The following is a 25,993-nucleotide window of genomic DNA, read 5'->3' on the forward strand; positions in this document are numbered from 1 at the left end:
TCGGCGCGCCTATCCGGATGCGGAGGGTTGGCCCGTCGCTTCCGCGCGGCGGGCGTCGGCGTTCCGTCGGCGGTCCGCCGGGAGATGACGGCCAATCGGCGGACGGGCGGGCGGAGTGCGGGTGTCGTCGGGCCGGTGCCGGGTGGGGGCTGCTACCAACGGTCCCATGTCCCATCACCTCAGTGGCCCCAACCTGCGCTCCCCCCGGGGCGACGCGCGGCTCGACCTGACCGACGTGTTCGCCTTCCCGGCCGCCGATGCGCCCGGCCGGACCGTCCTGATCATGAACGCGAACCCCTACGCCCCCACCCAGGCGGCCGAGTTCCACCCCGACGCCGTCTACCGCATCAACATCGACAACGACGGCGACCACCGCGCCGACGTCGCCTACTCCTTCACCTTCTCCGCCCCCACCCACACCGGCGCCCAGACCGTCACCGTCCACCGGGCGACGGGCGCCGCCGCGCAGAAGCACGAGCCCACCGGGGACGTCCTGTTCTCCGAAGCCCCGGTCGCCTTCGGGGACGCGCCCGACGTCATCGAGGTGAACGGCCGCAAGCTCTCCGTCGGCCTGCGCAGCGATCCCTTCTTCGCCGACCTCGAAGGGATCGTCAACGACTTCACCTGGACCGGCAAGGACGCCATGGCCGACGCCAACGTCTTCGGCATCGCCCTCGAAGTCCCCGACACCGACCTCGGCCCCGACCCGACGATCGGCGTCTGGGCCCGGGTCAGCCTCCGCCAGGACGGCCGGCTCGTCTCCGTCGACCGTGGCGCGCACCCCTCCCTCACCGCCTACTTCAACAAGGAGGAGGTGAAGGACGCGTACAACGCGGGCGAGCCGGCCGACGACTGGGACACCTACCGCGAGGCCTGGACGGCCGTCCTCCAGCACACCGGGGACTACACCACCGCGGCCGCCACCGAGACCCTCAAGCTCGTCCTCCCGGACATCCTCCGCTACGACCGCTCCCGCCCCGCCGCCTACCCCAACGGCCGCACCCTCGTCGACGACGTGACCTCGGCCCGCCTCACCATGGTCTCCGGCGGCAAGATCACCAGCGACCACATCCCCCCGCACACCGACGTCCTCCCCGTCTTCCCCCACCTCGGCCACCCGCACCCCGTCAAGTAGCGAGTCAAGTGGCCGGACGACAAAGCGGCGGTCAAGAATCCTTGACCGCCGCTTCGCACTTCCCGCTCTGATCATGTGCCAGGCTGTGCGCCCCCACCCGCGTATGAGGAGGTTCGGTGAACCACGCGCGCCCCCTGATCGAGGACTTCCCCGCCCACCCGGACGGAGACCCGGCCGGCGCCCTCGCCCGCGCCGTCCGCGAGCGCCGCACTGCCCTCGGCCTCTCCACCGCGGACCTCGCCAAGCGCGCCGACCTCACCGACGCCCAGATCCGCGCCATCGAGGCCGGCCACGTCGCCCCCACCCTCCCCCTCCTCACCGCCCTCTCCCGGGCGCTGGAGGTTGCGCCGAAGCCGTGAGCGCGGCGGCCCGCGCCCGGAGCAGCCCGCAGTACTTCACGCTGTCCGCGCCGAAGGAGACCCCGTGGACCGGGGAGCGGAGCGTCAGGACCAGGCCCGGAACCCCGGCGAGGACGATCGGCATGAGGTCGTCGACCCTGGTGAAGAACGCCGCCGACGAGGCCGCGATCAGTGCGCACACGAGCCCGATCGGGAAGTACGCGAGAGCCCAGGGACTGCGCCTCTTCTGCATGTCCCACCCCAGTTGCGTTGTGCGTAGGGGCGCCATCCGAACTTCGGATGGCGCCCCTACGGGTTCGTTCAGTAGATCAATGGTTGGTCGAGCCGCAGGGGGACGCGCCCCCTGCGGCCGATGTGCTTCGAGAGGAAGTGGGAAAGCCGAGGACTTCCGGGGACGGGGCCCCTCAGTCTCCAGCGACGTAGACGAAGGTGCCGGGCGCCTCACTGCATTTGCTCAGCAGTGTGTCCAGGCGCACCAACTGCGGATTCTCCCTCCAATCGGGAATCGTTCGCACCTCTGCGCGTGCGGTCGCACACTGTCGGGAGTCCAGCAGTGTGTCGCCGTAGAGGTCGATGCGGAACAGTGTCGGGAAACCCTCGCGGGGGAGGTTGGCAATGGCGTCCATGAGCACGTCATCCTCATCCCCGAACGATTCGGTGACCGTCCTCTGCGAGAGTCCCCAGCTTGTCAGATCGGGGAGTTCGGAATTCCAGAAGACATCCAGCCCCATGTAGTGACCTCCAACTCGTGTCAAACCGGGTAGGCAGTGACGACCTTGCCATGGCGCACCACCACCTTGATGCTGGTCTTCCGTATGCCGTTCTTGTTGTGGCCGACCGTCCTGTTGCCGAAGTCGTAGACGTGGAAGTGGCCGGGCGTGCCATTGGTGTTCGGCTGAGCCGGGGCCTTCTTGATGGCCGTCTTGATCATTCGCTTGATCGTTCGCGGATTGCTCGTGGCGAACTTCGACTTCCAGGGGTTGGCCAACCGGAGCACGTGGCGCGGGAAGATGTGGCCCATGTACGTCAGGTGGGAAAGGCTGGCGCCTGAGCAGTTGTGCACCACGACGTCGTTGCTCGCGTCGCGCACCGAGTAGGTGTGCCGGTTGCCGACGTTGAGGTTGACGACCAGTTGCCCGTCCAGGTCACCGAGGTCGTCGACCGCAGTGACCACCGGCGTGGTGCCGTCGGGTGAGCGCAGCCGGTCTCCCGGTCGGACCTCCAGGGCCTTCACCCAGCCGCGGCCCTCCACCCAGATCGGGTGGCCGTCAGTGGCCTGTAGCGGGGCGGCCGAGGCGTCCGCGTCGGTGCTGATCTCGACGATGTGTCGAGTGCCGTAGCCGGTGATGACGTCCAGCACCGGCTCGGCGGAGGTGGTTCCGGTCTCCGGATCCGTTGCCGCCACATGGTCACCCACCCGCACGTCACCGATCGGCAGGTAGGTGCCGTCGGCCATGAGTACGGGAGTGTCGGGCGTGAAGGAGTTCCCGATCGGGCAGGCAACGGCCTCCGTGCGCCGGAAGACCGTTCTGGCGGCCGAGGCGACCTTGCCCGCCTTGGCCGCGACCCTGGTCGTCGTGGCGGCTGCCGCGACGGCCTTGACCACCGGGCCGGCGCCGACGGTGGCGGCGACCGCGGTGATGGCCATCTCCGCGGCCTTCCCCCAGTTGCCGGTCGCGGCGTAGGAGACCGCCGAGACGGTGGCGGCGACGGCGCCGATGGGGCCGGGGATGTAGGACGCGACTTCAGCGACCTTGGCGACGACCTCCACTGTCTTCTTCAGCCACTTGGGCATGCCCCAGTTGCCGTCGAGGTCGGTGCAGTTGACCGGATCGCCGGTGCAGTAGTCGTACGGACTGGCGTTGCCGCCGGGGACGGGGTCGATCTGGAGGAATCGGCCCAGGGCCGGGCTGTAGAGGCGGGCACCCATGAGGATGTCGCCGTCCAGCGCCTCCGCGGAGCGCTCCTTGCCGCCGAGCCAGCCGTAGCGGACGTTGGCCTGGCCGTCCTGGGGGATGCCGAACTCGTCGAAGTCCAGCACGACCGGCTTGGTCAGCGCGGTGTCCGTGGTGACGACCACCGACCCGAACAGGTTGGTCAGTTGGAGCTGGATGTCACCGGTCCTGCTGGTGGTGGCGGCCAGACCGGCGTCCGGACCCGTGACGTTACGGGTCAGGTTGCCCTGGGTGGTGTCTTCGACCGTCCAGCGGACCTGGTCGGAGTCGTCGCCGTAGTGGTTGAGCTTCGACGTGGCGTTGGCCCAGGTGCCGTCGGCCTGCTTCTTGCTGGTGGTGAACGCGGTGAGGCGGTGGGCGGCGTCGACGGCCCACTCCTGCTTGGTGTCCCCCTTCTCCTGGACGGCGACCTTGTCGTTCGCCCAGTAGGTGTTGGTCGCGCCGGTGGCCGTCTTCACGGTGCGCCCGAACGCGTCGTAGACGAAGCCCGCGTCGGTGAGCCGGTCGGCGCTGTCGTAGGTGTGGTTCTCCGCCGTGACCCCGGCCGTGCTGCACTCGCCGGCCGCCCCGCGCGGGGAGGTCTGCTTGGACAGGCGGTTGGAGTGGGCGTCGAAGGCGTACTGCCGGGTGACGCAGCCGGTGGCGGCCGTGGTCTGCTCGGCCTTCACCAGCCGGCCGAGCCGGTCGTACTGGTAGGAACGGGTGGCGGTGGAGCTGGTGTCTTTGGCGACCTGGCCCTGGGTGGACATGTCGGTGGTCTGGGCCCAGACCACCGTGCTGTCCGAGGTGCGGGTGTAGGTGCGGCCGGTGGCCTCACCGACGGCGTTGAAGGTGTCCTTGCGGACGATGCCGCCGGGGTAGGTCTGCTCGACCAGCTGGCCGTCCGGACCGTACTTGGCGGTGAACTCGCCCGCCACGCTGTCGGTCACGGAGGTGACCAGCCCGCGGGGCTCCTTCACCCGGTCGTAGGCGTAGCCGGTGGACCCGGTCGGGTCGCTCACCTTCACCGGCTTGCCGAACCGGTCGAACTCCGTGGTGGTGGTGCCGCCGTCGGCGTCCGTGTAGGAGATCAGTCGGCCCAGTTGGTCCATGACCCGGGTCAGGGACTTGCCGTCGGAGGTGGTCTTCACCGCGTCGCCGGTGGCCGGGTCGTACTCGACGGTGACCTTCGGCAGCGGCTTGCCCTCGTCCGAGGTGATCTCGGTCGAGAGGATCCGGTCCAGCTCGTTGTAGACGGTGACGGTCTTGCGGGACTTGCCCGCGTTGGTCTCGGTGACCTCCTCCGGCTCGTTGAACGCCGAGTACCGCGTGACCCGCTTCACCGGCAGGGTGGTGGGCATCCGCGAGGCGTCGGCCCCGGTGACGGCCCCGCCCGGCAGCGTGACGCAGGGCAGGCCCGCCCACTCGGGACGGTTGGCGCACGCGGCGTCGTCCGCATTGGTCCCGGCGGTGTAGAACACCGACTTGACCGTTCCGGCGTCGGTGCCGTTGGAGCCCGGCTTGCGGGATTCCAGCGCCCGCCCGGAGGCGTCGAACTTGACGTAGGCGGTCAGCTTGGCGCCGAGGGCGTCGGTGGTGACCGAGGTCGCCTTCTTCAGCGTCCAGCCGGGGGTGCCGCCGATCGGAGTGTCGAAACCGTGCTTGGTGACGCGCAGCTCCACGTCGTCGGCGTAGCCGTCGATGCGGGCGCCGTCGGTGGCGGTGGTGACCAGGTGGTAGGCCTGGCCGTCGGGCTTCCCTTCGTCGTAGGTGTTGGTGTTGTGGTCCCGCGCGACGACCGAGGTCCCGGCGGCGAGCGTCGGGTTGACGGTCGCCTTGGTGAGGGTGACGGTGTCGATGCCGGTGTGGAACCGCTCGCCGCTGCTGGCCGCGTTGGTGTCGACCACGGTGAGCTTCAGCTCGTGGTCGCCGCGCGTCAGCTTCACGGGTGCGCCGGTGGTGTACGGGGCCACCACGGCGCTGGCGCTGTAGGTGTCGAGCCGCTGGCCGACGTCCTTGCCGTCGATCGCCCACTGGATGACGCCGTGGTCGCTGTTCTTCGTCAGCTGGCCGGAGAGGACGTACTCGCCCTCCTCGGGAACGGTGACGCGCATGGCGTCGAACGCTCCCGCCGCCGTGCCGCGGATGCCCAGCTGGGCACCGCCGGACCAGGTGACGCCGCAGCAGTCGTTGTCGATCTGGACCTTGGCGTTGGTCCCCAGCTGCGGCAGCTTCTCGGCCTCGGCCGTGACGACGGCCGGGTTGGTCTGCCCGTTGACCTGTTCGGCGAGCGAGGCTCGGTAGACCGGGCCGAGGATCTCCGTCACGTCCAGGCCGTCGGCCGTGTAGACGGTGCGGGAGTCCAGCAGCCGGGCGCGCGAGACGGAGTCGGCCGTCGTCAGGTTCAGCTCGGCAGCGAGCTTGTCCGCGTCCGGGTGGACGCCGAGCGCGATGGAGCGGTTGGTGGCCGACAGGCCGCGCACGGCGTGGCCGTAGCGGTCGTACTCGGTGGTGCTGATGTCACCGCCCGGTGTAGTGGACGGTGCCGCGGTGTTGACCTCGTTGCCGGAGGCGTTGAGGTAGTGGACGGTGGCCGGCTTGTAGCCGTCCGGACCGGGCTTCGCTGCCGAGGCGGTGTTGGCGCCAGGGTCGTCCTCGGGGCCGAACACGGCGGTGGCGTCGGTCGGCGCATCGGTCTGCGCCCACTTGGCGACGTCCGCGCCCGCCAGGTCGTTCGGACCGCCGGCGCCGCGGGTCAGCGGCACCTCGTAGACGACCGACGTCGCGTTCTCGCCGGTGACCTGGTCCTTGCTGCCCGGCGCGAGCGTGCCGCGACGGACCTTCAGCAGGCGGCCAGGATCCTGGTCGGCCGCTGCCTTGCCGTAGTCGAAGTTCCACGGCAGCTCACCGGCGGCGCCGATCCGGGTGACCCGGCCGGCGTCGTCGTAGCTGTACGCGGTCTTCAGCGGGGTGGCCAGGCGCGGGTCCCAGACCTGGGCGAGGCGGCCGCGGTCGTCGTACGCGTAGTGCGCGACCTCGACGGCCTCCTGCTTGGAGGTGGCCGGGTTCCACGTCCAGACCTTCACGCCCCGGACGCGGTCCAGATAGTCACCCGGGGTCGCGGCCGTGGCGGTGGTCGCCTTGGCGTAGTCGTACTCCATCACCTCGCAGCCGCGCGGCAGCGGGTCGACGGTGCAGCCGTTGACGTCGTCGACGCCCGGCTCGACGGCCGGGATGATGCGCTTGACGAGCGAGCGGCCGTCGGTGGTGTCGTACTGGTAGCGGGTGGTCGAGGCCGCGTCGGGCCCCGTCTCGCTCACCACCTGGTAGATGTTCGAACCGGCCTGGCGGGCGAAGACGGTCTTGGAACCGTCGAGCTCGCCGAGCTCGTAGGCGGTGCCGGAGGTCTGGAGGTCCCAGACCTGGTTGGGCCCGGTCCAGCAGACCCAGATCGAGGCGCCCTTGTCGGCGTCGAGGCACTGGCCCGACTGGCGGTTCATGACCGTGCCGTTGGTGCGCACCTCCCACTGCTGGTTGGCGCCGCCGTTGCAGTCCCAGAGCGTGAGCGCGGTGGCGTTGGCGGTCTGGCCCCAGGGGTTGTCCAGGCAGTAGCCGAGCAGGCGCAGGGTCAGGTCGTCCCCACGGGTCCACTGCTGGTTCGACCCGCCCGTGCAGGCGGCGGGCCGCAGTCCGGCGCCGTTGCCGGCGGCCCCGTTCGGGACCTCCAGGCACTGGCCGGTGGCCGACAGGACGATCGCGCCGGACTTGGCCGGCACGGCCTTGAGCGACATCGACTCGGCGCCCGGCTCGGGGAAGAACGTTCCGTCCGTGCCCTTGGCGAAGGTCAGCGAGTTGTCGTCGTTGCTCTTGATCTCGACCAGGTCGGACTGCGGGAAGGACAGCGCCCGGTAGTCCGAGCCGGTGCCCGCGTCCGGGCCGCCGGCCCACTGCGGGCCGAACGGGGCGACGATCTCCTTCAGCGACAGGTCGTCGAAGAAGACCTCCTTGCCGCTGCCGGCGGTGTTGCCGTTGTAGAGGCGGAACCAGGCCTCGGTGGCGTCCTTGGGCACCGTCAGGTCCAGCGTCAGCTGTTGCCAGCCGTCGGTGAACGACGCCTTCGGAGAGGCGGTCTCGCCGTAGCCGGCCGGGGTGCGGTAGACGCCGACCATCCGCAGGCCGCGGTTGGCCAGCGGGTTGTCCAGGCCGGTCGCGCCGGGGACGTAGATCCAACCGGTGAGCCGGTAGGTCCTGCCGGGCTGCATGCCCTGGCCGAGCGTGTACTCGGGGCCGAGCGCGGCGAAGGAGTCCCACCCGGAGCCGGCCGGGACGACCAGGAGCGAGTCGGGCGAGTTGTCGTGGCCGCGGACCGTGGAGCGGGACAGCGCCGCCTGCCCGGCGGTGAAGCCGGTGAGGTCGGTGCCGATCTGACGTTGGTTCAGCGTCAGGCGCTCGCCCTGGGGCTGCCAGCCGCGGCCGAGGTCACGCGAGGAGGCGGTGCGCTTGACCGACAGGCCGCGTTCGTCGGCGTCGGTGATGTCGGTCGAGTAGTCACCGGTGAGCAGGTTGACCGAGCCGGGGCCGATGCCGGCGCCGGCCGCGCCGTCGGCGTTGCGGTCGACCGTGATGGTGTTCCAGACGGTGGCGTAGCCGTTGCCGGAGCCGTCCTCGGGGAAGAGGAGAGCGCGGACCTGGACGACGCCGCCGACCTGGCCGAGCGTGTCGAGGACGCTCCAGTTGGCGTGCGGGCCGAGGTCCGCGAGACGCGGCTTGTCCTCGGTGACCGCGGTGTTGTCCGCCTTGGTCAGGTTGGTGCGCGGGACGTTGTACTCCGCGGCGCCGGGGCCCCGGCGGTACTGGTAGACGACGCGCTGGAACTGCGCCTGGGCGTCGACCGCGAGCTTGACGCGCTTCGCGGACTGGGTGCCGTTGACCGGCGAGCTCATGCCCGCCTGGCCGACCTGGAAGGTGTACGTCGCGGGCGGGGACAGGTTGCCCGCGCGGTCCTTGGACTGCACGCTGAGCACGCGCCGACCCTCGGTGGTCGGCGTGATCGACGTGGTCAGCGCGCCGGTGGCGGCGACCGTCACCGGGGTGCCGCCGTCCAGGGTGTAGACGTAGGCTGCGGTGTCGTCGGTGCCCGGGGCGGGGGAGAAGGTGAACGACCCGGCCTGGTTGGCGGTGCCGTGCCAGAGCCCATCCGCCGGGTAGTCCGCCGAACTCACGAACGGCGTACCGGGCTTGACGGTGTCGGCGATGACGTTGGTGCCGACCCAGCCGGAGCGGGACTTGCCGTCGTCGAGCATGGCCCAGATCGTGTACTGCACGCCCTCGTCGAGCTTGGCGATGCCGTAGTCGGAGGGGCGGACGGTCGCGATCGCGCCGTTCGGGGTGTCCCGGACGATGCTGCCGATGAACGTGCCGCCGCGCCACAGGTCCAGGTAGATCTTCAGCGGGTCGCCGTCGGGGTCGGCCGCCTGCACCTGGAAGCGCGGGTTCGCGTCCGAGGTGTAGCGCGGGTTGCCCTGCTGGGACGGCTGCACCTCCACTGTCGCCGGGGTGGCCGGGACGGTGTTGTAGGTGATCGAGAGGTACGGAGGCCAGTAGCCCTCGGCGGAGCTGAACTTCTTCCAGGACAGGTTGCTCGACTCGTCGGCCGCCTTGAGGGCGAACCCGTATTCGTTGTGACCGAACCCGGCGAAGTACCGGATCATCTCGGTGACGTCGGCCTTGGCCCAGAACGTGCCGTCGGAGGCGTAGCAGTCGTGGGTGTCACCGTCGTTCGCCACGTCGTACGTGTCGTTCGAGGTGGCCCACTTGCGCTCCATCGCGGGCTGGTTGCCCCAGCGGGTCCACCAGGCCGCGCCGGGCGCGTTCCAGACCTCCCACTGCTTCGGGATGCAGGACGAGGAGTGATGGTTGGCGAGGTTGAGCGTGGCGCCCAGGATCTGCTTGCCGTTGAACGACCCGCCCGGGACGGTCAGGAACGACCGGGCCACGACCTTGCCGTCGTAGCTGCCCAGCTTGAGGTCCGTCGACGAGGAGGCGTCGATGTTCTCGTTGGTCTGGACGTAGGTGTCGAAGGTCGTGCCGACGTCCACCACCGGGTCGACGGTGACCGGGAATCGGGTCTTCGGGTCGGCGAGGAAGGCGGCGTCCGGGGTGAACACCAGCTCGGTGTCCGCGCCCTGGCCGCGTACCTCCATCGTCACCGGGCCGCGGTTCAGGTGCTCCTGCGAGGCAGGGTCGACCGCGGCGTCCCACATGACGGGGGTCGGGATCTTGACCGCCGCCTTGCCGGTCGCCTTGTCGAGCAGCTGGATCGAACCGTCCTGCTGCGGCGAGACGGTGAGCCCGGTGGTGTCCAGCGGGAGCGTCACCGTGCCGGTCTGGGCGACGGCGGAGCGGTCCTTGACGATCAGGAACTGCTCGAAGCCGGTCCGGGTGGCTTCGAGGACCAGGTCGACGCCGGGGCGGGCGTTGACGTAGGTGGCCTTGTTGCCCTCCAGCTTGGGCTTGGGCAGCTTGCCCAGCCAGCCGAACTTGACCTGCTGCTCACCGGAGCCGATCCTGACCAGCTCGCGCTCGGCGGGGACCGGGGCCGGGGCGGACTGCGGGTCGGCGGCCGGGGCGGCGGCGCGGGCGCCGCTGCGGGAGGCCCGGCTCGCGTCGGCCGAAGCCGAAGCCGAGGTCGAAGCCGAAGCCGAAGCCGAAGCCGACGCCGACGCCGGGGTCGAAGCCGAAGCCGAAGCCGAAGCGGACGGAGACGATGACGGGGACGCGGAAGCGGGGGCCGTCGGTATCGCACTGGGCGACGTCGCCGGTGCCGTGGTCGGCGCGGTCGTCGGTATCGCGGCGCCCGGCAGGCTGTCGCCCACCGTCACCCCGGCGTCGCCGCCCTCGAAGACCACCCCGCCCGGGTGCGCCTTCGGCGCTACCTTGCCGTCCGGGGTCTGCACCAGCGTGGTGTCGACGGGCACCCAGGCCTCGCCGAGCTTCATCCGGATCGGGCCGGTGGAGCGGTCGGAGGTCAGCGTGCCGTCCGGGTTCGCCCACAGCGTGGTGAACTCCGTCCGGGCGTTGGTGACCTCGATCCGTCGCTTCTGCAGCCGGGCCGAGAGCAGCGCCGAAGCCTCGTCAGGCGCCTCGGTGGCCGGAGCAGTGGGCGGAGTGGCGGGTGAGGGTGCGGCGGTGGCCGGAGCGGCTGTCACCGCGTCCACCACCACGCCGGCCTGCACCAGCAGGCCGAGCGTCAGGAGCGCTGATACGGGGCGCATCCGACGCGTAGAGAAGGCCCCGCCCGCAAAAGCGGACGAGGCCCGAGACCGTCGTTTCATCAAAAACTCTCTCAAGGGATGTGCATTGTTTTGAATGGCCTGATCGAAGCCGAAGCACAATCTCTCACCCCCAGCTGACTCCCAGTGACCAATCAGGATGACGATTGCGTAACAGATCGCTTACGCTGAGAAGCCGTGAGAAATGGAGTCATTTCGATGACATCGTCCCAGGTGAGCGAGGTGTCCGACATGCGAAGAGGGTCCCCAATCGCGTGCGCTAAGGGGGTCGGGACGGTCGTGAAATTAATAAGTGACGTGCAGTCAATTGCTGTGCGGGCTTTCCACCGCTACCCGCCGATGGCGAGACACCCGGAGGTGCCCCGCCATCGGCGCTGTTCGCAAAGTGGAACCCGAGCACAGGTGCCGTCAGGCGGTGCCGCGGCCCGCCCGGCGGCGGCGCAGCAGCGCTGTGCCGAGCCCGAGGGCGGCGAGCAGGGTGCCGGCCCCGGTGAGCAGGGCGGCGGTCGGGGTGGAGTCGCCGGCCGGCGCCGCGACGGGGGCCGTTCCCCGGTCGAAGCCGCCGAGCAGGTGCGCCTTGGCGTAGTCGGTGCCGGGCAGCTTGTCGGCGTACCGGTCGTGGACCACCTGCTGGTACTGGGCGAGGGTGATGCCCGCGTCGCCCACGGACCGGACCGCGTCCGGGTTGAGCGGCCGTACCTGGCCGTCGACCAGGGCGTACCAGGCCCGGATCTGCGGTTCCTCGAAGGCCACGGCGCCCCGGCCCAGTGCTGCCGCGGCGGCGGCGTGGTCGGTCTCGTCGCTGCCGGAGGCTATGTTGATCTCGGCCCAGGACCCGCTGGCGTGCGGGTCGGGGGCCGTCCACACCGAGGCCTTGCGGCCGTCGGCCGCGTCGGCCTCGGTCGCCATGAACGCGAACTTCGCGACCGGCGCCCCGACGGAGGCCGCCGCGACGAAGTCCGGGTTGAGGTAGTACACGGGGACGGTGTCGCCGACCACCCGGGCCGGGGCGGCGGCCTGCGCCTGGCGGGCGTCGGAGGAGCCCTGGCCGGAGCCGTGGGCGAAGAACCCGCCGAGGGTCTGCACGACGGGGGCGGCCTTCGCCGCCGCGGCGGCCGCGGTGACGTCGGCCGCGGACGGGGCGGACGGGGCGCCGGCTGCCGTGGCCGGGGTGGCGGCGAGGGCGGGGGCGGCGGCGAGCAGTCCGCTGCCGGCCAGGGCGATGGCGGCGAGGGCGCGCGGGGCGCGGAAGTGCGTCATCGTGTCACGCCCCGATCCGGTACAGCGAGTCGTTCCAGTTGAACTGGCCGTTGTAGCCGGCGTAGTAGCTGTACGACGCCAGGTTGTAGCGGTTGCTGCTGGGCCACGGGTCGCCCCAGTAGATGGACTTGTTGCTCTGGTCGTAGCCGTAGATGACCTGGGCGTGCCCGCCGCCGGCCAGCCAGGAGATGCCGGTCTCGATCGGCCGGCCCGCGTTGATCTCGCTGACGATGGTGTTGAAGGACAGGGCGCCGGTCTCCTGGCCGGGGGACACCCCGAGGGCGGAGAGCGCGTTCTGCACCCAGGAGAGCTGGCCGGGCTGGTTGGGGCACTGGTACGAGGTGTCCTGGCCGTAGGCGAGGTCGCAGAACGAGTTCTGGTCGGTGCCGTGGCCGAGGAAGGTGGCGATGGTGTCGCCGGAGGCGGCCCAGCACCACTGGTCCTGCTCCTGCGTCTGCATGGAGATGTTGAGCCGGGAACTGGCGGCGAAGGTCTGGGAACTTCCGGCGGCGGCCTGGGGGGAGGCCGAGGCGGTGCCGGCGCCGGTGGTCACGACGGCGGCCAGCATGCACAGCGCGGCCAGTGCGGCGCGCAGGGACGACCCACGGATGGGTCCGCTCATGGGGGAACTCCTTCGTGCGGGGGCACGGGCGGCTCCGTGTGCACCCGGCGCCGCCCTGGGGTGTGCCTTGTGTGGGGGTGTGCTGTGTGGGGGTGTGCCGCGCGGCCGACGCGGCGGGCCCGGACCGGGGTTGCTAGGAAGAGTAGGCAGCCCGCCGGGCCTCTCCCAGACCCCCCGGAGGGGCGCGGGCGGTGCTGTGAACGGGGCTGTGAAGAGGGGTGCTGCGGCGGAGGTGCTGAGCCGCAGACGGGCGGCCGGGAGCGGGGCTCCCGGATATGGACGCGGCCGGGGTAAGCCGGTAATTTCACAGCGCGCCGCGTCCCCCCGTACCGCGTCCCCCCGCCCCCGCGCCGCCGTCCCCCGCACCCCCCGCCCCCGCACCGCCGCCGTGTCCCCTCGGCCCCGCCGCCGCGTGCCGGCCGGGCCAGTAGCCCCGGGAGTCCCGATGGTCAGTCGTCAGGAACCGCCGCCCGGTGTTGCCCCGGAGAGCGCCGCCGTGCTGGCCGCGCTGCGGAGCGGGCCCTTCGGTCTCGCGCTGCGCACCGCGATCGAGGCCCGCGGGCTGCCGCTGGAGCGGCTGCGCAGCCGGCTGGCCGAGCGCGGACTGCGGATCGCCGTCACGACCCTGAGCTACTGGCAGCGCGGGCTGCGCCGACCTGAGCGCCCGGAGTCGTTACGGGTGGTGGCCGCGCTGGAGGAGATCCTCGGGCTGCCGACGCACGCGCTCACCGCCCTGCTGGGTGCGCCGCGGCCGCGCGGCGGGGCGGACCGCGACGGCGGCGGGCCGCGTCCGTACCCGCAGATGGTGCGCACCCCCGGTGATCTGGGCGGGCTGCTCGCGGATCTGGACAGCCCGGCGGCCGGGAAGCTCCAGGTGGTCACCGAGTGCGCGACGGTGACGGTCGGGCCGCATCGTGAACTGGCGGCGCTCAGTTCGATGGTGGCGGTCCGGGCCCGTCAGGACGGGGTCGACCGGGCGCTGCTGATCTACGACTGCGACGAGGGGGTGGACGAGGGGGCCGTCGAGATCGTGGCGGGGGACAGCTGCCGGCTGGGCCGGGTGCGCCGGGATCCGGTGGCCCGGGTGGTGCTCGCGGAGCTGCTGTTCGACCGCTCGCTGCACTGCTCCGAGACCCAGGTGTTCTCCTTCGAGGTGCGCCCGCACAGCGCGGCCGAGTGCTGCCGCTACCGTGCGGCCTTCCGCTTCCCGGCGGACCACTACGTCCTGCGGGTGCGCTTCGATCCGGGTGAACTCCCGGTGCAGTGCCAGTGGTTCACGGCGAGTGACTCGGAGGGTCCGGACGACAGCCTGGCCGACCTCACCCTGGACAGCCACCACCTGGCGCACGTGGTGGCGACCGCGCTGGGGCCCGGGGTCGCGGGCATCCGCTGGGCGTGGACCTGAGGCGGCCCTGAGGTGTGGACCTGAGGCGCGGCCCTGAGGTGTGGACCTGAGGTGTGGACCTGAGATCGGGGGTCAGGCCGGTTCGTGCGCGGTGCCGCCGACGAGGGCGCGGGCCTGCGGGGCGGTCATGGGGTGGGCGAAGAGGTAGCCCTGGCCGAGCGGGCAGCCCATGGCGGCGAGGAGGTCGCGCTGTTCGGGGTGTTCGATGCCTTCGGCGATGACCCGGACGCCGAGGGTGTCGGCGATGCGGGTGATGCCTTCGACGAGGGCGTACTGCTGCGGGGAGAGGCCGAGGCCGTCGATGAAGGACTTGTCGATCTTGAGGATGGAGATCGGGAACTCGCGCAGGTAGGAGAGCGAGGAGTAGCCGGTGCCGAAGTCGTCGATGGCGATGCCGACGCCGAGGTCGCCGAGGGTGGCCATGTCGGCGTGGACGCGGTCGTCGCGGCGCATCAGGACGGATTCGGTGAGTTCGAGGACGAGGGTGTGGGGGTCGATGCCGGAGCTGCGCAGGGCGCCGCGGACGACGTCGACGAAGCCGGCGTCGCGGAACTGGCGGGCGGAGACGTTGACGTTGACCCGCAGCGGGGGGAGGCCGGCGGCGGCGCGGTCGGCGGAGCTGGCGGCGTGCCAGGCGGCGGCCTCCTGGGCGGCGCGTTCCAGGACCCAGGCGCCGAGGGGGACGATCTGGCCACTCTCCTCGGCGAGGGCGATGAACTCGTCGGGCAGCACCATGCCGCGCCGCTGGTGCGGCCAGCGGACGAGCGCCTCGAAGGCGACCAGGCCGCCGGTGCGCAGGTCGACGATCGGCTGGTAGTACAGCTGGAAGGAGGATTCGGCGATCGCCGCGTCCAGGTTCTCGTTCAGCTCGTGCCGCTCCACCAGCCCGGTCTGGAGGGCGGGCTGGTAGTGGCGCCACTGGCGGCGGCCGGCCGCCTTGGCGGAGTAGAGCGCGAGGTCGGCATGGGTGAGCAGTTCGGCCGCGTCGACGCTGTCCTCGGTGGTGGCGACGCCGATGCTGGCCGTCACCCGGACGGCCCCCGCGCTCAGCTTGAACGGTTCTGCGAACACCGCCAGTACGGTGTCCGCGATGGCGTCCACGTCGGCCGGGCGCAGCGCGTCCTCGACCAGGACGGCGAACTCGTCGCCGCCGAGCCGGGCGGCGGTGTCCGAGCTGCGCAGCGCGGTGGAGACCCGCAGCGAGACGGCGATCAGCAGTTCGTCGCCGACCGCGTGCCCCTGGGTGTCGTTGACCACCTTGAAGTCGTCGAGGTCGAGGAAGAGCACCCCGGTGACGGCGCCGCTGCGCTCGCCGCGGGACAGCGCGTGGCCGACCCGGTCCAGGAACAGCACCCGGTTGGCGAGGCCGGTGAGGGAGTCGTGGAAGGCCCGGTGGGTGAGTTCACGCTCCATCTGGCGCTGCTCGGTCACGTCGCGCAGGGTGAGCACCAGGCCGCCGACCGTCGGGTCGGCGCGCAGGTCGTTGAAGCGGACCTCGGCCTCGATCGGGGTCCGGTCCTGCCGCAGCAGCCGCCAGTGCTCACGGGGCTGCTCGCGCAGCGGTTCGCGTGTCGGCGAGTGCGGAGGCGAGTGCGGCGGTTCGCGCGGCGGCGAGTGCTCCGGCGCGTGGGCCGGGGCGGCGTCCACCGGGCCGCGCATCCGGGCCAGCGCCCTGCCGACGGCCCGGCTGTCCTCGGGCGGGACGAGCTCGGTGAGCAGGGTGCCGTCCAGGCTGGGGTAGCCGAGGACCCGTTCGGCGGAGGAGGAGGCGTAGCGGACGCCGTCGTCGGCGTCCAGGATCAGGATGACGTCGCTGGCGTTCTGCACCAGGGTGCGGAAGTACAGCTCGCTGTTGCGGCGGTTGACCTCCTGGCTCAGCATGACCCGTTCGACGGCCAGCGCGGCCTGCGCGGCCAGGATCTCCAGCGAGCCCCACAGGCTGGTGAGCTCCTGCGCGGTGCCGGTGACGATGAGCGCGCCGATCAGCGGGTCGCCGGAGGGGCGCTCGTCGAGGGTGAGCGGGCACAGCAGGGCGGAGGGCATGCCGTCGAGGCGGGCGGCGAGGTCGCTGCCGATGTCCTCGACGGGCAGCAGCCGGGTCTCCCGGTAGGCGGCGAGGGCGAGCGCCTCGTCGGAGTCGGTGACGGGGCCGAGGTGGTGCTGGGCGGCGCCGCGTTCGGCGTGCCGCACGTGCAGGACGCCGGCCTCGGTGACGGCGAGCAGGGCGACGTGCCCGGGCTCGGTGGGCATCAGGGTGGAGGCGGTGGCCTGGACGGCGTCCGCGACCTCCTCGACGGTGACGGCCGCGGTGAGTCTGGCGCCGGCCTCGCGCAGGGCCCGCTCGCGGGCGATCGCCTGTCGGCGGGCGACCACGACGACCGCCAGCCGGGCCAGCACCAGCAGGTACAGGAGGGCGGAGAAGGCGCCGATCACGCCCGCGTTGCTGGTGTTGCCGTTCAGCGACTCGATGATCAGGATCGCCGGGGCGATCAGCGAGGCCAGGGTGAGCAGGGCGAGGCGGCCGGCGCTCAGGTCGGGCTGCTGGGTGGGGACGGGTCTGGTCAGCTCGACCATGGACGGGTGCAGCGCTGCCGCGCCCCAGGCGGTGTAGAAGGCGGCCCAGCCGAAGTCGACGGGGGTGCCGATGTGCCAGTTGCCGTGCAACTGGATCAGCCCGTAGAGGGTGTCCGCGACCAGCATGCCGACGGTGCCGACGGTGAGCAGTTGCAGCGCCCGGCTGTTGCCGCCGCGCGGGGTCAGCAGCCGCAGCAGCAGGGCGAGGACGACCACGTCGCCGAGCGGGTAGCCGATCGAGACGGCCTTCCGGAACCAGGAGAGGTCGGGGTTGCGGGCGTACGGGAGGATCAGGTAGATCCAGGCGAGCAGCGCCAGGCCCATGGTGAGGATCAGCGCGTCGAGCAGGCCGGCGCGGTCCTGACGGGCCGTGCGCCAGCGGATGAATCCGAGCACACCGGCCGCGTACAGCACGAACTCGGCCAGGTAGAAGCCGTCGGCGACGGACGGGAACGGGTTGTGCAGGTGCAGGAACTGGGTCTGGACGACCTGGACGACCTCGCCCGCGGTGAAGCTCAGGTTGGCGAGCGCCAGCACGTACCAGAACAGCGCGTGCGCGGGGCGGTTGAGGCGGACGCCGGCCACGATGGCCGCGCTGCTGCCGAGTCCGATGCCCGTCCACCAGATGATCCGCTGCGAGGGGTTGACATAGTAGACGCCGGTGAACAGCACCATCCACAGCAGGTAACAGACCATCAGGCGTTGTCGCCGACGTGTCAACGGGGCTACCTCCTCCGCGACGCCACCCGGCCGGTGGGACGGGGGAGTTCGGGCGAGGACGGGTCTTGGCGGTCGCAGGGTCGTCTCGCCCCGGGCTGACGGGCACACGGCAGCGTCGCGTCCGGTCGGGTTGCGATCGGACGTTCGTCCTGTGCCCTGAGTGCGTATAGTCGGAAATGTCGCACCTCCCAGGAAACTGCCGCCACAGCACGAGGTCAAGCCGGTGGACGACGCAGCAGACAGCGCACAGGGCGTACGAACGGATGTGAACTCCGGGCGTCACGCCGTGGTTCGCAACGACAGCGGTCAGTACGCGATCTGGCCCGGCGACTTGACCGTGCCGCGTGGCTGGCACCTGGTGTACGGGCCGGCCGGCCGCGACGACTGCCGGGCCCACGTGGCCCGCGAATGGCGCCCGCCCGGGCTCGGCTTCCCCGGGCTCGGCTCCCCCGGGGAGCGCGGCCGCGGGCGGGCCGAGGGCGACGGCGGCACCGTGCCCGGACTGCTGCGCTCCCGCGCCGCGCAGCACCCGGACGCGGTCGCCGTCGTCGCCGACGACGCCACGCTGAGCTACCGCGAGCTGGACCGGCGCAGCGACCGCCTGGCCAGGGCACTGCGGGCGCGCGGGGCCGGCCCCGAGCAGGTGGTGCCGGTCTGCCTCGAACGCGGTGCGGGCCTGGTCGTCGCCTGGCTCGGCGTGCTGAAGGCGGGCGCGGCGCTGCTGCCGCTGGATCCGGCGTACCCGGCGCGGCGGCTGGCCCGGCTGGTCGAGGACAGCGGGGCGCGGGTGGCGGTCACCGAGGGCGGGGCGCTGCCGGGCGTCGAGCCGGTGCCGGTGGACGCCGAGGACGGGCCGGACGGCGGCGGTGAGCCGGTCCTCGCCGGGTTATGCGGCGCGGGCGGGCCCGACGGCGCGGGTGAGCCCGACGGCGCCGGGCCCGACGGCGCCGGTGAGCCCGACGGTGCCGCGCCCGACGACCTCGCCTACCTGATCTACACCTCCGGCACCACCGGCACCCCCAAGGGCGTCCCCGTCACCCACCGCGCCCTGGTGTTCACCCTCGACCGGGTCGTCCACGCCTACGGCCTCGCCCCCGGCGAACGCGTCCTGCAACTCGCCGCGCTCGGCTTCGACACCGCACTGGAGCAGGTCTTCGCGACCCTGCTCGCCGGGGCCACCCTCGTCCTCGGCGGCGGCCGCACCTGGGCGCCCACCGAACTCGTCCACCGGATGCGCGGACTCGGCCTCGCCGTCGCCGACCTCACCCCCGCCTACTGGCACCACGTGCTCACGCTGCTCCCGCCCGGCGGGCCCGGCCCGGAGGGGCTGCGGCTGGTCGTCGTCGGCGGGGACGTCGTGCACGCCGACGACTGCCGCAGTTGCCTGGACCGGCTGCCCGGCGTCCGGCTGGTCAACGCCTACGGGGTCACCGAGGCCGCCGTCACCTCCACGCTCTGCGAGGTCACCCCCGCCCTGCTGGACGGCGCCGGCCCGGGCGGCCCGGCCGCGCCGGTGCCGATCGGCCGCCCACTGCCCGGCGTGCGGGTGCACGTCCTGGACGCCCGACTGTCCCCCGTACGGCCCGGCGAGAAGGGCGAGATCCACCTCGGCGGGCCCGGCCTCGCCCGGGGCTACTGGCGCGCCCCCGTGGCGACCGCCGAGGCCTTCGTCCCCGACCCGTACGCGCCGGTGCCCGGCGAGCGGATGTACCGCACCGGCGACGCCGGGCGCTGGCGGGCCGACGGGCAGCTGGAGATCCTCGGCCGCTTCGACGACCAGGTGAAGGTGCTCGGCCACCGCGTCGACCCCGCCGAGATCGAGGCCGCCCTCGCCGCCCACCCCGACGTCCGGCAGGCCCGCGTCGCCGCCGACGGCGGCGACCCCGACGGGGGCCGCGCGCTCACCGCCTACTACACGCTCGCCGACCACGCCGACGCCGGTGCAGAAGCCGGGGTCCGCCGCGACCGGCTCCGCGCCTACCTGGCCGAACGGCTGCCGGAGTACATGCTCCCGGCCGCCTTCGTGGCGCTGGAACGCATGCCGCTCACCCCGGCCGGAAAGGTCGACCGCCGCCGGCTGCCGCACGCCGAGCCCCGCACCCCGGGCCGGCCCGGCCCGGGCGGCACCGGGGCGGCGGGCGGTGGGGGAGCCGTCGAGGACGCCATCGGCCGGCTGTGGGCCGAACTGCTCGGCGTCGAGGAGGTCGGGCCCGCCGACGACTTCTTCGCCCTCGGCGGCAACTCCCTGCTGGCCATGGAGATGCTCGCCCGCGCCCGGATCATGCTCGGCCTCGACGTCACCCGCGTCCGCGCCCTCACCCGCGCCCTGCTGCGCGACGCCACCCTGCGCGCCTTCGCGACCGCCGTCCAGGCCGCCCGCGCCGACGGAGCCGTGCGCACCGCCCGCGTCGACGGAACCGACCCTGGCTCCGGCTCCGGCTCCGGCGAGGCCGCCGTCGACTGGGCCGCCGAAGCCCGGCTCGCCCACCCCGTCCAGCAGTCCTGGAGCCCGGCGCCCAGCCGGGCCGAACCCGCCGAGATCCTGCTCACCGGCGCCACCGGCTTCTGCGGCGCCCACCTGCTGCACGCGCTGCTCGCCACCACCGGGGCCCGGATCCACTGCCTGGTCCGCGCCCCCGACGAGGAACACGCGCTGGAACGCCTGCGCGCCGCCCAGCAGCGCTTCCTGCGCCACGACCTGACCGACAGCCGGGTGGTGCCCCTGGTCGGCGACCTCGCCGCACCCCGACTAGGACTGACGCAGCGTCAGTTCGACGGTTTGGCCGGGAGTCTGGACGCCGTCCACCACCTCGGCGGACAGGTCAACTTCCTCTACCCGTACCACCAGCTGCGCGCGCCCAACGTCGGCGGCACCCGCGAGATCATCCGCCTCGCCGGGCACAGCCGGGGCGTGCCCGTGCACTACCTGTCCACCCTCGCCGTGCTGGCCGGCTTCGGCGCGGCCGGCGTCCGCGAGGTCACCGAACGGACCCCGCTCGCCCACCCCGACCGGCTCGGCGTCGGCTACGTCGAGAGCAAGTGGGTCGCCGAACAGCTGCTGCACGAGGCAGCCGCCGCCGGTCTCCCGGTCACCGTGCTGCGCACCAACGACGTCACCGGGGACCTCGCCACCGGTGTGATGAACACCGGCACCGAGATCTGCGCGCTCATCGCGTACCTGGCGGACAGCGGCACCTGCCCGGACGTGCTGCTGCCGCTCGACTTCGTCCCGGCCGACCGCTTCGCGCGCGCCGTCGCCCACATCGCCGCCCACGCCCCCGCCGACGGCGAGGTCTACCACCTCACCTCGCCGCGCCCGGCCGACCTCGCCGATCTCGCCGAACGGCTCCGGGCCCGGGGCCACCCGATCGCCGAACTCCCTTACCGCGACTGGGTGCAGGGCCTGGTCCGGTTCGCCGCCAGGCACCCCGCCCACCCCATCACGCCGTTCGTCCCGCTGTTCGTCGACCGCGCTCCCGGGTCGGCGCTGTCGATCAGCGAGCTGTACTTCCGGCCCGTCTTCCCGCTGTTCGACCGCGCCAACACCGACGCCGCGCTCGCCGGCAGCGGCATCGACCTGCCCGCCGTGGACGCCGGCCTGCTCGACCACTACCTGGGGCGGCTGGCGGCGGAGGGCTTCCTCGGGCCGCCGGCGTGAGCCCCTTCGACGGGCTGGACGTCCAACGCGGGCCCGGGGACGGGCCGGTGGCGTTCGGCGCCGGCCTGGGCGCGTCGGACCTGCTGGCGGCGTACCGTCGCGGCCTGTTCCCGATGCCCGCGGCGGACGAGTACGCAGGCGCCTACAACGAGGCGCGCTACGAACAAGCCGTCGAGGCGGGCGAGGTGGCGCTGCTGCCCGGCGGGAACGACCCGTACGCGCTGGCCTGGTGGTCGCCCGACCCCCGGCCCGTCCTGCCGCCCGACGGCGTCCGGCTCGGCAGCCGCCTCGCCCGGCGGCTGCGCCACCGGCCGCAGTGGTGGACCAGCGCCGACCGGGCCTTCGGCGAGGTGGTGGCCCGCTGTGCCGAGGGCCGCCAACCGGCCTGGCTGACCGGCGAGTTGCGGTCCGCACTGGAGCGGCTGCATGCGCTCGGGGCCGCCCACAGCGGCGAGGTGTGGGAGGGCGAGGAGCTGATCGGCGGGGTGTTCGGCGTCGCCGCCGGGCCCGTCCTCAGCCTCGACTCGATGTTTCACCGCCGCCCCGACGCCGCCCGCGTCGCCGTCGCCGACCTCGGGGTGCGCTTCGGCGCGGCCGGCGGTCGGCTGCTCGACGCCCAGTGGGACAGTCCGCACATCCGCAGTCTCGGCGCCGAGCCGGTGCCCCGCTCCCGGTACCTGGCCGCGTTGGCGGCGGACGCCGCGGTGGGCCCGCTGCCGGGAGCTCCGCTGCCCGTGGCCCGACTGGTCTGACCTGCGCCTTTTACCCTGCCTGGCCTGTCTTCGACAAACTTATTCCCCGTCAGTAACATGACGCCGCGTGTTCAAAAGCTCCATAGGCAGGGCCGTCGGCCCCGCCCTCCTCACCCTCGCCCTCGCCGGGGTCGCCGCCTGTGGGCCGACCACCTCCGGCACTCCGCAGGCCACCGCCGGCACCACCGAAGCGGCCGTCACCACCGGCACGACCACGACCGCGTCCGCCGCCGGCAGTCAGGCCCCGACAGCCCAGGCCGCCGGCACCCCCCGCGCCCGGGCCGCCGCCGCCCCGACCACCGCCGCTGCCACCGCACGGCCGACCGGTACGGCCGGTACGCCGGTCACCGCCGCCCCGGCCGGCGACCGGCAGGCCGCCGTGGCCGCTCCCGCCAAGGACGGCGGCGCGGCCACCCCCGCCGGGCAGAACCTCCAGCTCACCGCGTACGACCCGGCGGGCGGCACGGCCGTCCTCTCGGCGCCGCCGGCCGCCGGGCCCACCGCGACCGCCGGCGCGACGCCGACCCCCGCCCCCGCCGTTCAGCCCGGGCAGCTCATCGCCAGCCCGCCCACCGCCGCCGCGCCCCAGGGCGCGCTGGTCGCCGTCACCGGCGTCCGCCCCGGCGCGGGCGCCAGCCTCAACCTGACCACCCGCCCCGCCACCCTCGCCGAACTCCTCGGCGGCACCGAGGCCGACGGCCCGGTGCCCGTCGACCCGCACGGCATCACCGTCACCCCGCTGGTCAAGGACCTCAAGGCCGTCGTCGGTGCGGACGGCGGCGGTGTGAAGGCCGACGCCTCCGGCACCCTGGAGGTCGACGTCAAGGCCCCCGTCCCGCTGCCCGACGGCGCGAGCGTGGACGCCTCCGGCTCCCTCCAGCTGCACCCCGCCGTCCACTTCGCCTACCACGGCGCCGCCGCCGGCAGCCCGCGCACGGCCTCCATCGGCTTCGACCTCGGCGCCCACGCCCAGTGGAAGGTCACCGGCGACGTCGCGCGCAGCACCGGCGCCGCGCCCGTCCGGCTGCCCTTCGCCACGTTGCAGGCCAGCCCGGTGCTCACCGTCGCCGGACTGCCCGTCGTGGTCAACCTGAAGCTCACCTGCTACCTGGAGGTCGGCGCCGACGGCCAGGTCCACCTGGAGGCCGAACAGGAGGCCACCGGCACCTGGGCCGTCCGCGCCGACTACACCGGCGGCAAGGGCTGGACCCCGACCACCGACGCCGACACCAAGGTCTCCCCGGTCCGGGTGCGCCTCACCGGCAGGGCCGGGGTGCGGGCCGCGCTCGGCGCCGAGGTCTCCGTCGGCCTCTACGACACCGTCGGCGTCCAGACCACCGTCGCCCCCTACCTGCGGGCCCGGGCCGACGGCTCGCTGACCGCCGACTCCTCCGGCAACCCGCCGCAGGCCCAGGGCAGTTGGTCGCTGGTCGGCGGCGTCGACCTGAACGGCTCGCTGCTCGCCCACCTCAAGGTCTTCGGCACCCCGGTCATCGAGGGCACGTACCCGCTGCCGCCGTTCCACCGCGAATGGCCCCTGGCGGCCGGCTCCGCGGCCCTGCCGTCCCCGCGCCCGAGCGGCTGACCCGGAACCGCCCCGGGCTCAGGTCCGGTTACTGCCCGGGTGGTACGCCGGGCAGCGGGGCTACTGCTCCTGACGTACCGACAGTTCGTGTCCCAGGGCGATGATCCGGCGCCGGGTGCGCTGGAAGGCTGACGCGCAGGAAGTCGGCCTGACCGACTTCCTGCGCATCCGCACCCGCATCCGCACCCGTCATCGTCAGGAGACCGCATGACCACCCCCAAGGCCCTGCGCCGCGTCGCGGCCGCGGGCCTCGCCCTCACCGCCTGCCTCGCCACGGCGCCCGCCGCCACGGCCGCCGCCGCCGAGCGTGACGGCGGCCCCGCGAGCGCCGGAGCCGGACTCGACCGCTACCACCACCAGCGCCTCGACTGGCGCAGCTGCGTCCTGGGCCCCGACGACGAGGTGGGCCGCGGCCTGGAGAGCGCGGGCGCGCGCTGCGCGGACGTGACCGTGCCGCTCGACTACAGCGCCCCCCGGGGGCGGACGATCACCGTCGCGATCTCCCGGCTCAAGGCCACCGACACCCGGCACCGGATCGGCTCCCTCCTGCTCAACTTCGGCGGCCCCGGCGGGCCGGGCCTCGCCAACTCCGTACTGGTGCGCGGGGCGATGAAGGAGGCCGGCGCCCGCTACGACGTGATCGGCATGGACCCGCGCTTCGTCGGCCGCAGCACTCCGCTGGACTGCGGCCTGTCCACCGGCCCCGTCCTGCCCTCGGCCAGCGCCGACCGGGCGGTCTTCGACCGCCAGACGGCGTGGGCCAGGAGCGTGGCCGACCGGTGCCGCGCCACCAACGGCTCGGTGCTGCCGCACGTCACGACCCGGAACACGGCCCGCGACCTGGACGTCGTCCGGGCCGCGCTCGGCGAACGGAAGATCTCCTACCTGGGCTACTCGTACGGCACCTACCTGGGCACGGCCTACACCCAGCTGTTCCCCGGCCGCTACGACCGGGTGGTCCTCGACGGCGGGATCGACCCGCGTAGCTACAACCCCCGGCTGATGCGGGGCACCGAGAACGAGCACGAGCGGGCGCTCGACGGCTGGGCCGACTGGGCGGCCGCGCACCACGCCGACTACGGCCTCGGCGACACCCGCGCGCAGGTGCGCGCCACGATCGACCGCGTCGTCGCGGCGGCCGAGCGGGAGCCGCTCACCGTCGGTACCGCCCCCGACGTCTTCCGGCTCGACGGCAGCCAGGTCCCCTCCCTGGTGTTCGCCGGGATCGCGAGCGACCTCGATCCGGCGCGGGCGGGCCTCGCCGAGCAGTTGTCCGTGCTGGCCGGGGCCGCGGACGGGCGGCCCACCCGGGTGTCGCCCGGCTTCGCCGCCTTCCTGCGGGGGACGTTCACCAGCGCGGGTTCGGCCACCGGCAGCGTGCAGACCGCCATCCTGTGCGGGGACGTGGCCGCCCCGCGCGACCCGGAGCAGTACTGGCGCGACATCGAGCGCGGCCGGGCCGCCCACCCGCTGTTCAGCCCGATGACCGAGAACATCACCCCGTGCGCGTTCTGGGACGCGCCGCGCGAGGAGCCCACCCGGGTCCGGCGCGACACCGCGGCGCTGATCGTGGCCGCCAGCAACGACCCGCGCACCCCGTACCGGGGCAGTGTGGCCCTGCACGGCATGCTGCCCAGCTCCCGGCTGGTCACCCTCGAAGGCGCTTTCCAGCACACCAGCTTCGGCGTCTACGGCAACGCCTGCGTCGACGACTCGGTGAACACCTACCTGGCCACCGGCCGGCTGCCGGGTAAGGACCGCACCTGCGCCAAGCAGTCCTGAGCAGCCCTCAACAGTGCCGAGCAGCCGTGGGCAGCCCTTCCTGACCAGCCGAAGGCTGCCCTAGGCTGCGGCCATGCTCTCTGTGGTGGTGGCCCCCTGGGCGGGCGAGGCGGAGCCGGTGTTCGTGCGGGCGCCGGACGAACTGCACGATGCCGCGAGCACGATGAAGGTCGCGGTGTTGGCGGCGCTCGCCCGTGGCGGGGCGGATCTCGATGCCGAGGTGCCGGTGGTGAACCGGTTCGAGTCCGTGGTGGGCGGGGAGTTCGGCAACGATCCCGACTGGGACAGCGATCCGCTGCCGTGGGAGCTGCTGGGCACGCACGTGCCGCTGCGGCTGCTCGCCGAACGGATGATCACGCACTCCTCCAACCTGGCCACCAACCTGTGCCTGGCCCGGGTCGACCGGGCGGCGGTGGCCGAGGCGTGGCGGCGGGCCGGGGCGACGCGCAGCGCGAGCCCGCGCGGGATCGAGGACTACGCGGCGCGCGACGCCGGGGTGCACAACCTGGTGAGCGCGCGGGACCTGGTGCGGCTGCTGCACTCCCTGGGCGGGGAGCCGGAGTTGCTGGCGCTGCTGGAGCGCAACGCGTTCCGGGTGGACCTGGCGGCGGGCCTGCCGCCGGGCACCCGGATCGCCTTCAAGAACGGCTGGGTGCCCGGCGCCCGGCACAGCGTGGGCCTGGTCCACCCGCAGGACTGCCCGCCCTACCTGATCGCGGTCTGCTACACCGGCCCGCTGGCCTCGGGCGAGGACCGCACGGACCCGGCGGCCCGGCTGCTGGCCCGGGTCTCGGCGGCGGTGTGGCGGCGGCGGCACGAGCTCGCCGGCGCGTGAGCCGACGCGTGAGCTGCCGCGCGAGCCGACGCGAGAGCTGGCCGGCCGCCCGCCCGCCTGCTGCGCGGCTTCGCGCAGCA

At 73.1% G+C, this 25,993-nt stretch carries 13 protein-coding genes; 8 read left to right on the plus strand and 5 right to left on the minus strand.

The features are described 5' to 3' along the window. The first annotated feature begins 166 nt into the window (after positions 1 to 166). Positions 167 to 1,135: a DUF4331 family protein gene (locus tag ACIOGZ_RS00215; RefSeq protein WP_400984136.1), complete on the plus strand. Its 969-nt coding sequence runs from the start codon at positions 167 to 169 to the stop codon at positions 1,133 to 1,135. Positions 1,136 to 1,251: 116 nt separating this feature from the next. Next, a complete protein-coding gene (locus tag ACIOGZ_RS00220) occupies positions 1,252 to 1,494 on the plus strand; it encodes a helix-turn-helix domain-containing protein (protein WP_363579633.1) in 243 nt (80 codons plus the stop codon). A gap of 404 nt (positions 1,495 to 1,898) precedes the next feature. Here ACIOGZ_RS00220 and ACIOGZ_RS00225 read toward each other — a convergent pair whose 3' ends face one another. From ACIOGZ_RS00225 to ACIOGZ_RS00240, 4 genes are all read right to left on the minus strand, one after another. Next, positions 1,899 to 2,225: a hypothetical protein gene (locus ACIOGZ_RS00225; protein WP_363579631.1), complete on the minus strand. Its 327-nt coding sequence runs from the start codon at positions 2,223 to 2,225 to the stop codon at positions 1,899 to 1,901. 20 nt (positions 2,226 to 2,245) lie between these two features. Further along, a complete protein-coding gene (locus tag ACIOGZ_RS00230; RefSeq protein ID WP_400984138.1) occupies positions 2,246 to 10,702 on the minus strand; it encodes a ricin-type beta-trefoil lectin domain protein in 8,457 nt (2,818 codons plus the stop codon). Between the two features lie 426 nt (positions 10,703 to 11,128). Then, positions 11,129 to 11,980, minus strand: coding sequence for a hypothetical protein (locus tag ACIOGZ_RS00235; protein ID WP_400326187.1), 852 nt, complete (start codon positions 11,978 to 11,980; stop codon positions 11,129 to 11,131). A gap of 4 nt (positions 11,981 to 11,984) precedes the next feature. Further along, the gene (locus ACIOGZ_RS00240) at positions 11,985 to 12,602 is read right to left on the minus strand and encodes a papain-like cysteine protease family protein (protein WP_363579628.1); all 618 of its coding nucleotides are present in this window, start codon (positions 12,600 to 12,602) and stop codon (positions 11,985 to 11,987) included. Between the two features lie 445 nt (positions 12,603 to 13,047). Here ACIOGZ_RS00240 and ACIOGZ_RS00245 point away from each other — a divergent pair, with 445 nt between their 5' ends. Next, entirely contained in the window at positions 13,048 to 14,007 is a 960-nt protein-coding gene (locus ACIOGZ_RS00245) for a helix-turn-helix transcriptional regulator (RefSeq protein ID WP_363579627.1), read from the plus strand. A 72-nt stretch (positions 14,008 to 14,079) separates the two neighbouring features. Here the strand turns inward: ACIOGZ_RS00245 and ACIOGZ_RS00250 are convergent, their stop codons facing one another. Beyond that, a complete protein-coding gene (locus tag ACIOGZ_RS00250; RefSeq protein WP_400984141.1) occupies positions 14,080 to 17,301 on the minus strand; it encodes an EAL domain-containing protein in 3,222 nt (1,073 codons plus the stop codon). A 265-nt stretch (positions 17,302 to 17,566) separates the two neighbouring features. On the opposite strand from ACIOGZ_RS00250, the gene ACIOGZ_RS00255 reads away from it, so the two are divergent. The 5 genes from ACIOGZ_RS00255 (at position 17,567) to ACIOGZ_RS00275 (ending at position 25,913) form a co-directional block, all read left to right on the plus strand. Beyond that, positions 17,567 to 20,959 carry an amino acid adenylation domain-containing protein gene (locus tag ACIOGZ_RS00255; RefSeq protein ID WP_400984473.1) on the plus strand — a complete coding sequence of 1,131 codons (3,393 nt, stop codon included), beginning with the start codon at positions 17,567 to 17,569 and terminating at the stop codon, positions 20,957 to 20,959. Then, positions 20,956 to 21,711 carry a leucyl/phenylalanyl-tRNA--protein transferase gene (locus tag ACIOGZ_RS00260; protein ID WP_363579624.1) on the plus strand — a complete coding sequence of 252 codons (756 nt, stop codon included), beginning with the start codon at positions 20,956 to 20,958 and terminating at the stop codon, positions 21,709 to 21,711. Before ACIOGZ_RS00255 ends, ACIOGZ_RS00260 begins: the two co-directional genes overlap by 4 nt. 67 nt (positions 21,712 to 21,778) lie before the next feature. Next, positions 21,779 to 23,296 (plus strand): hypothetical protein, encoded by a 1,518-nt coding sequence (locus ACIOGZ_RS00265; protein WP_400984144.1) that lies wholly within the window; start codon positions 21,779 to 21,781, stop codon positions 23,294 to 23,296. Between the two features lie 207 nt (positions 23,297 to 23,503). After that, entirely contained in the window at positions 23,504 to 25,078 is a 1,575-nt protein-coding gene (locus tag ACIOGZ_RS00270) for an alpha/beta hydrolase (RefSeq protein ID WP_400984146.1), read from the plus strand. Positions 25,079 to 25,151: 73 nt separating this feature from the next. Next, complete coding sequence (locus tag ACIOGZ_RS00275) at positions 25,152 to 25,913, plus strand: serine hydrolase (protein ID WP_363579621.1); 762 nt, start codon at positions 25,152 to 25,154, stop codon at positions 25,911 to 25,913. Positions 25,914 to 25,993 lie beyond the last annotated feature (80 nt).

The organism is Kitasatospora sp. NPDC088160, assembly GCF_044741445.1.
Taxonomy (GTDB): Bacteria; Actinomycetota; Actinomycetes; order Streptomycetales; family Streptomycetaceae; genus Kitasatospora.

What these genes read in the sequence shown, in the direction of transcription:
- ACIOGZ_RS00270 (WP_400984146.1), top strand. Translation starts at nt 23,504, where the DNA reads ATGACCACCCCCAAGGCCCTGCGCCGCGTCGCGGCCGCGGGCCTCGCC.
- ACIOGZ_RS00275 (WP_363579621.1), top strand. Translation starts at nt 25,152, where the DNA reads ATGCTCTCTGTGGTGGTGGCCCCCTGGGCGGGCGAGGCGGAGCCGGTG.
- ACIOGZ_RS00225 (WP_363579631.1), bottom strand. Translation starts at nt 2,225, where the DNA reads ATGGGGCTGGATGTCTTCTGGAATTCCGAACTCCCCGATCTGACAAGC.
- ACIOGZ_RS00230 (WP_400984138.1), bottom strand. Translation starts at nt 10,702, where the DNA reads ATGCGCCCCGTATCAGCGCTCCTGACGCTCGGCCTGCTGGTGCAGGCC.
- ACIOGZ_RS00245 (WP_363579627.1), top strand. Translation starts at nt 13,048, where the DNA reads ATGGTCAGTCGTCAGGAACCGCCGCCCGGTGTTGCCCCGGAGAGCGCC.
- ACIOGZ_RS00215 (WP_400984136.1), top strand. Translation starts at nt 167, where the DNA reads ATGTCCCATCACCTCAGTGGCCCCAACCTGCGCTCCCCCCGGGGCGAC.
- ACIOGZ_RS00240 (WP_363579628.1), bottom strand. Translation starts at nt 12,602, where the DNA reads ATGAGCGGACCCATCCGTGGGTCGTCCCTGCGCGCCGCACTGGCCGCG.
- ACIOGZ_RS00235 (WP_400326187.1), bottom strand. Translation starts at nt 11,980, where the DNA reads ATGACGCACTTCCGCGCCCCGCGCGCCCTCGCCGCCATCGCCCTGGCC.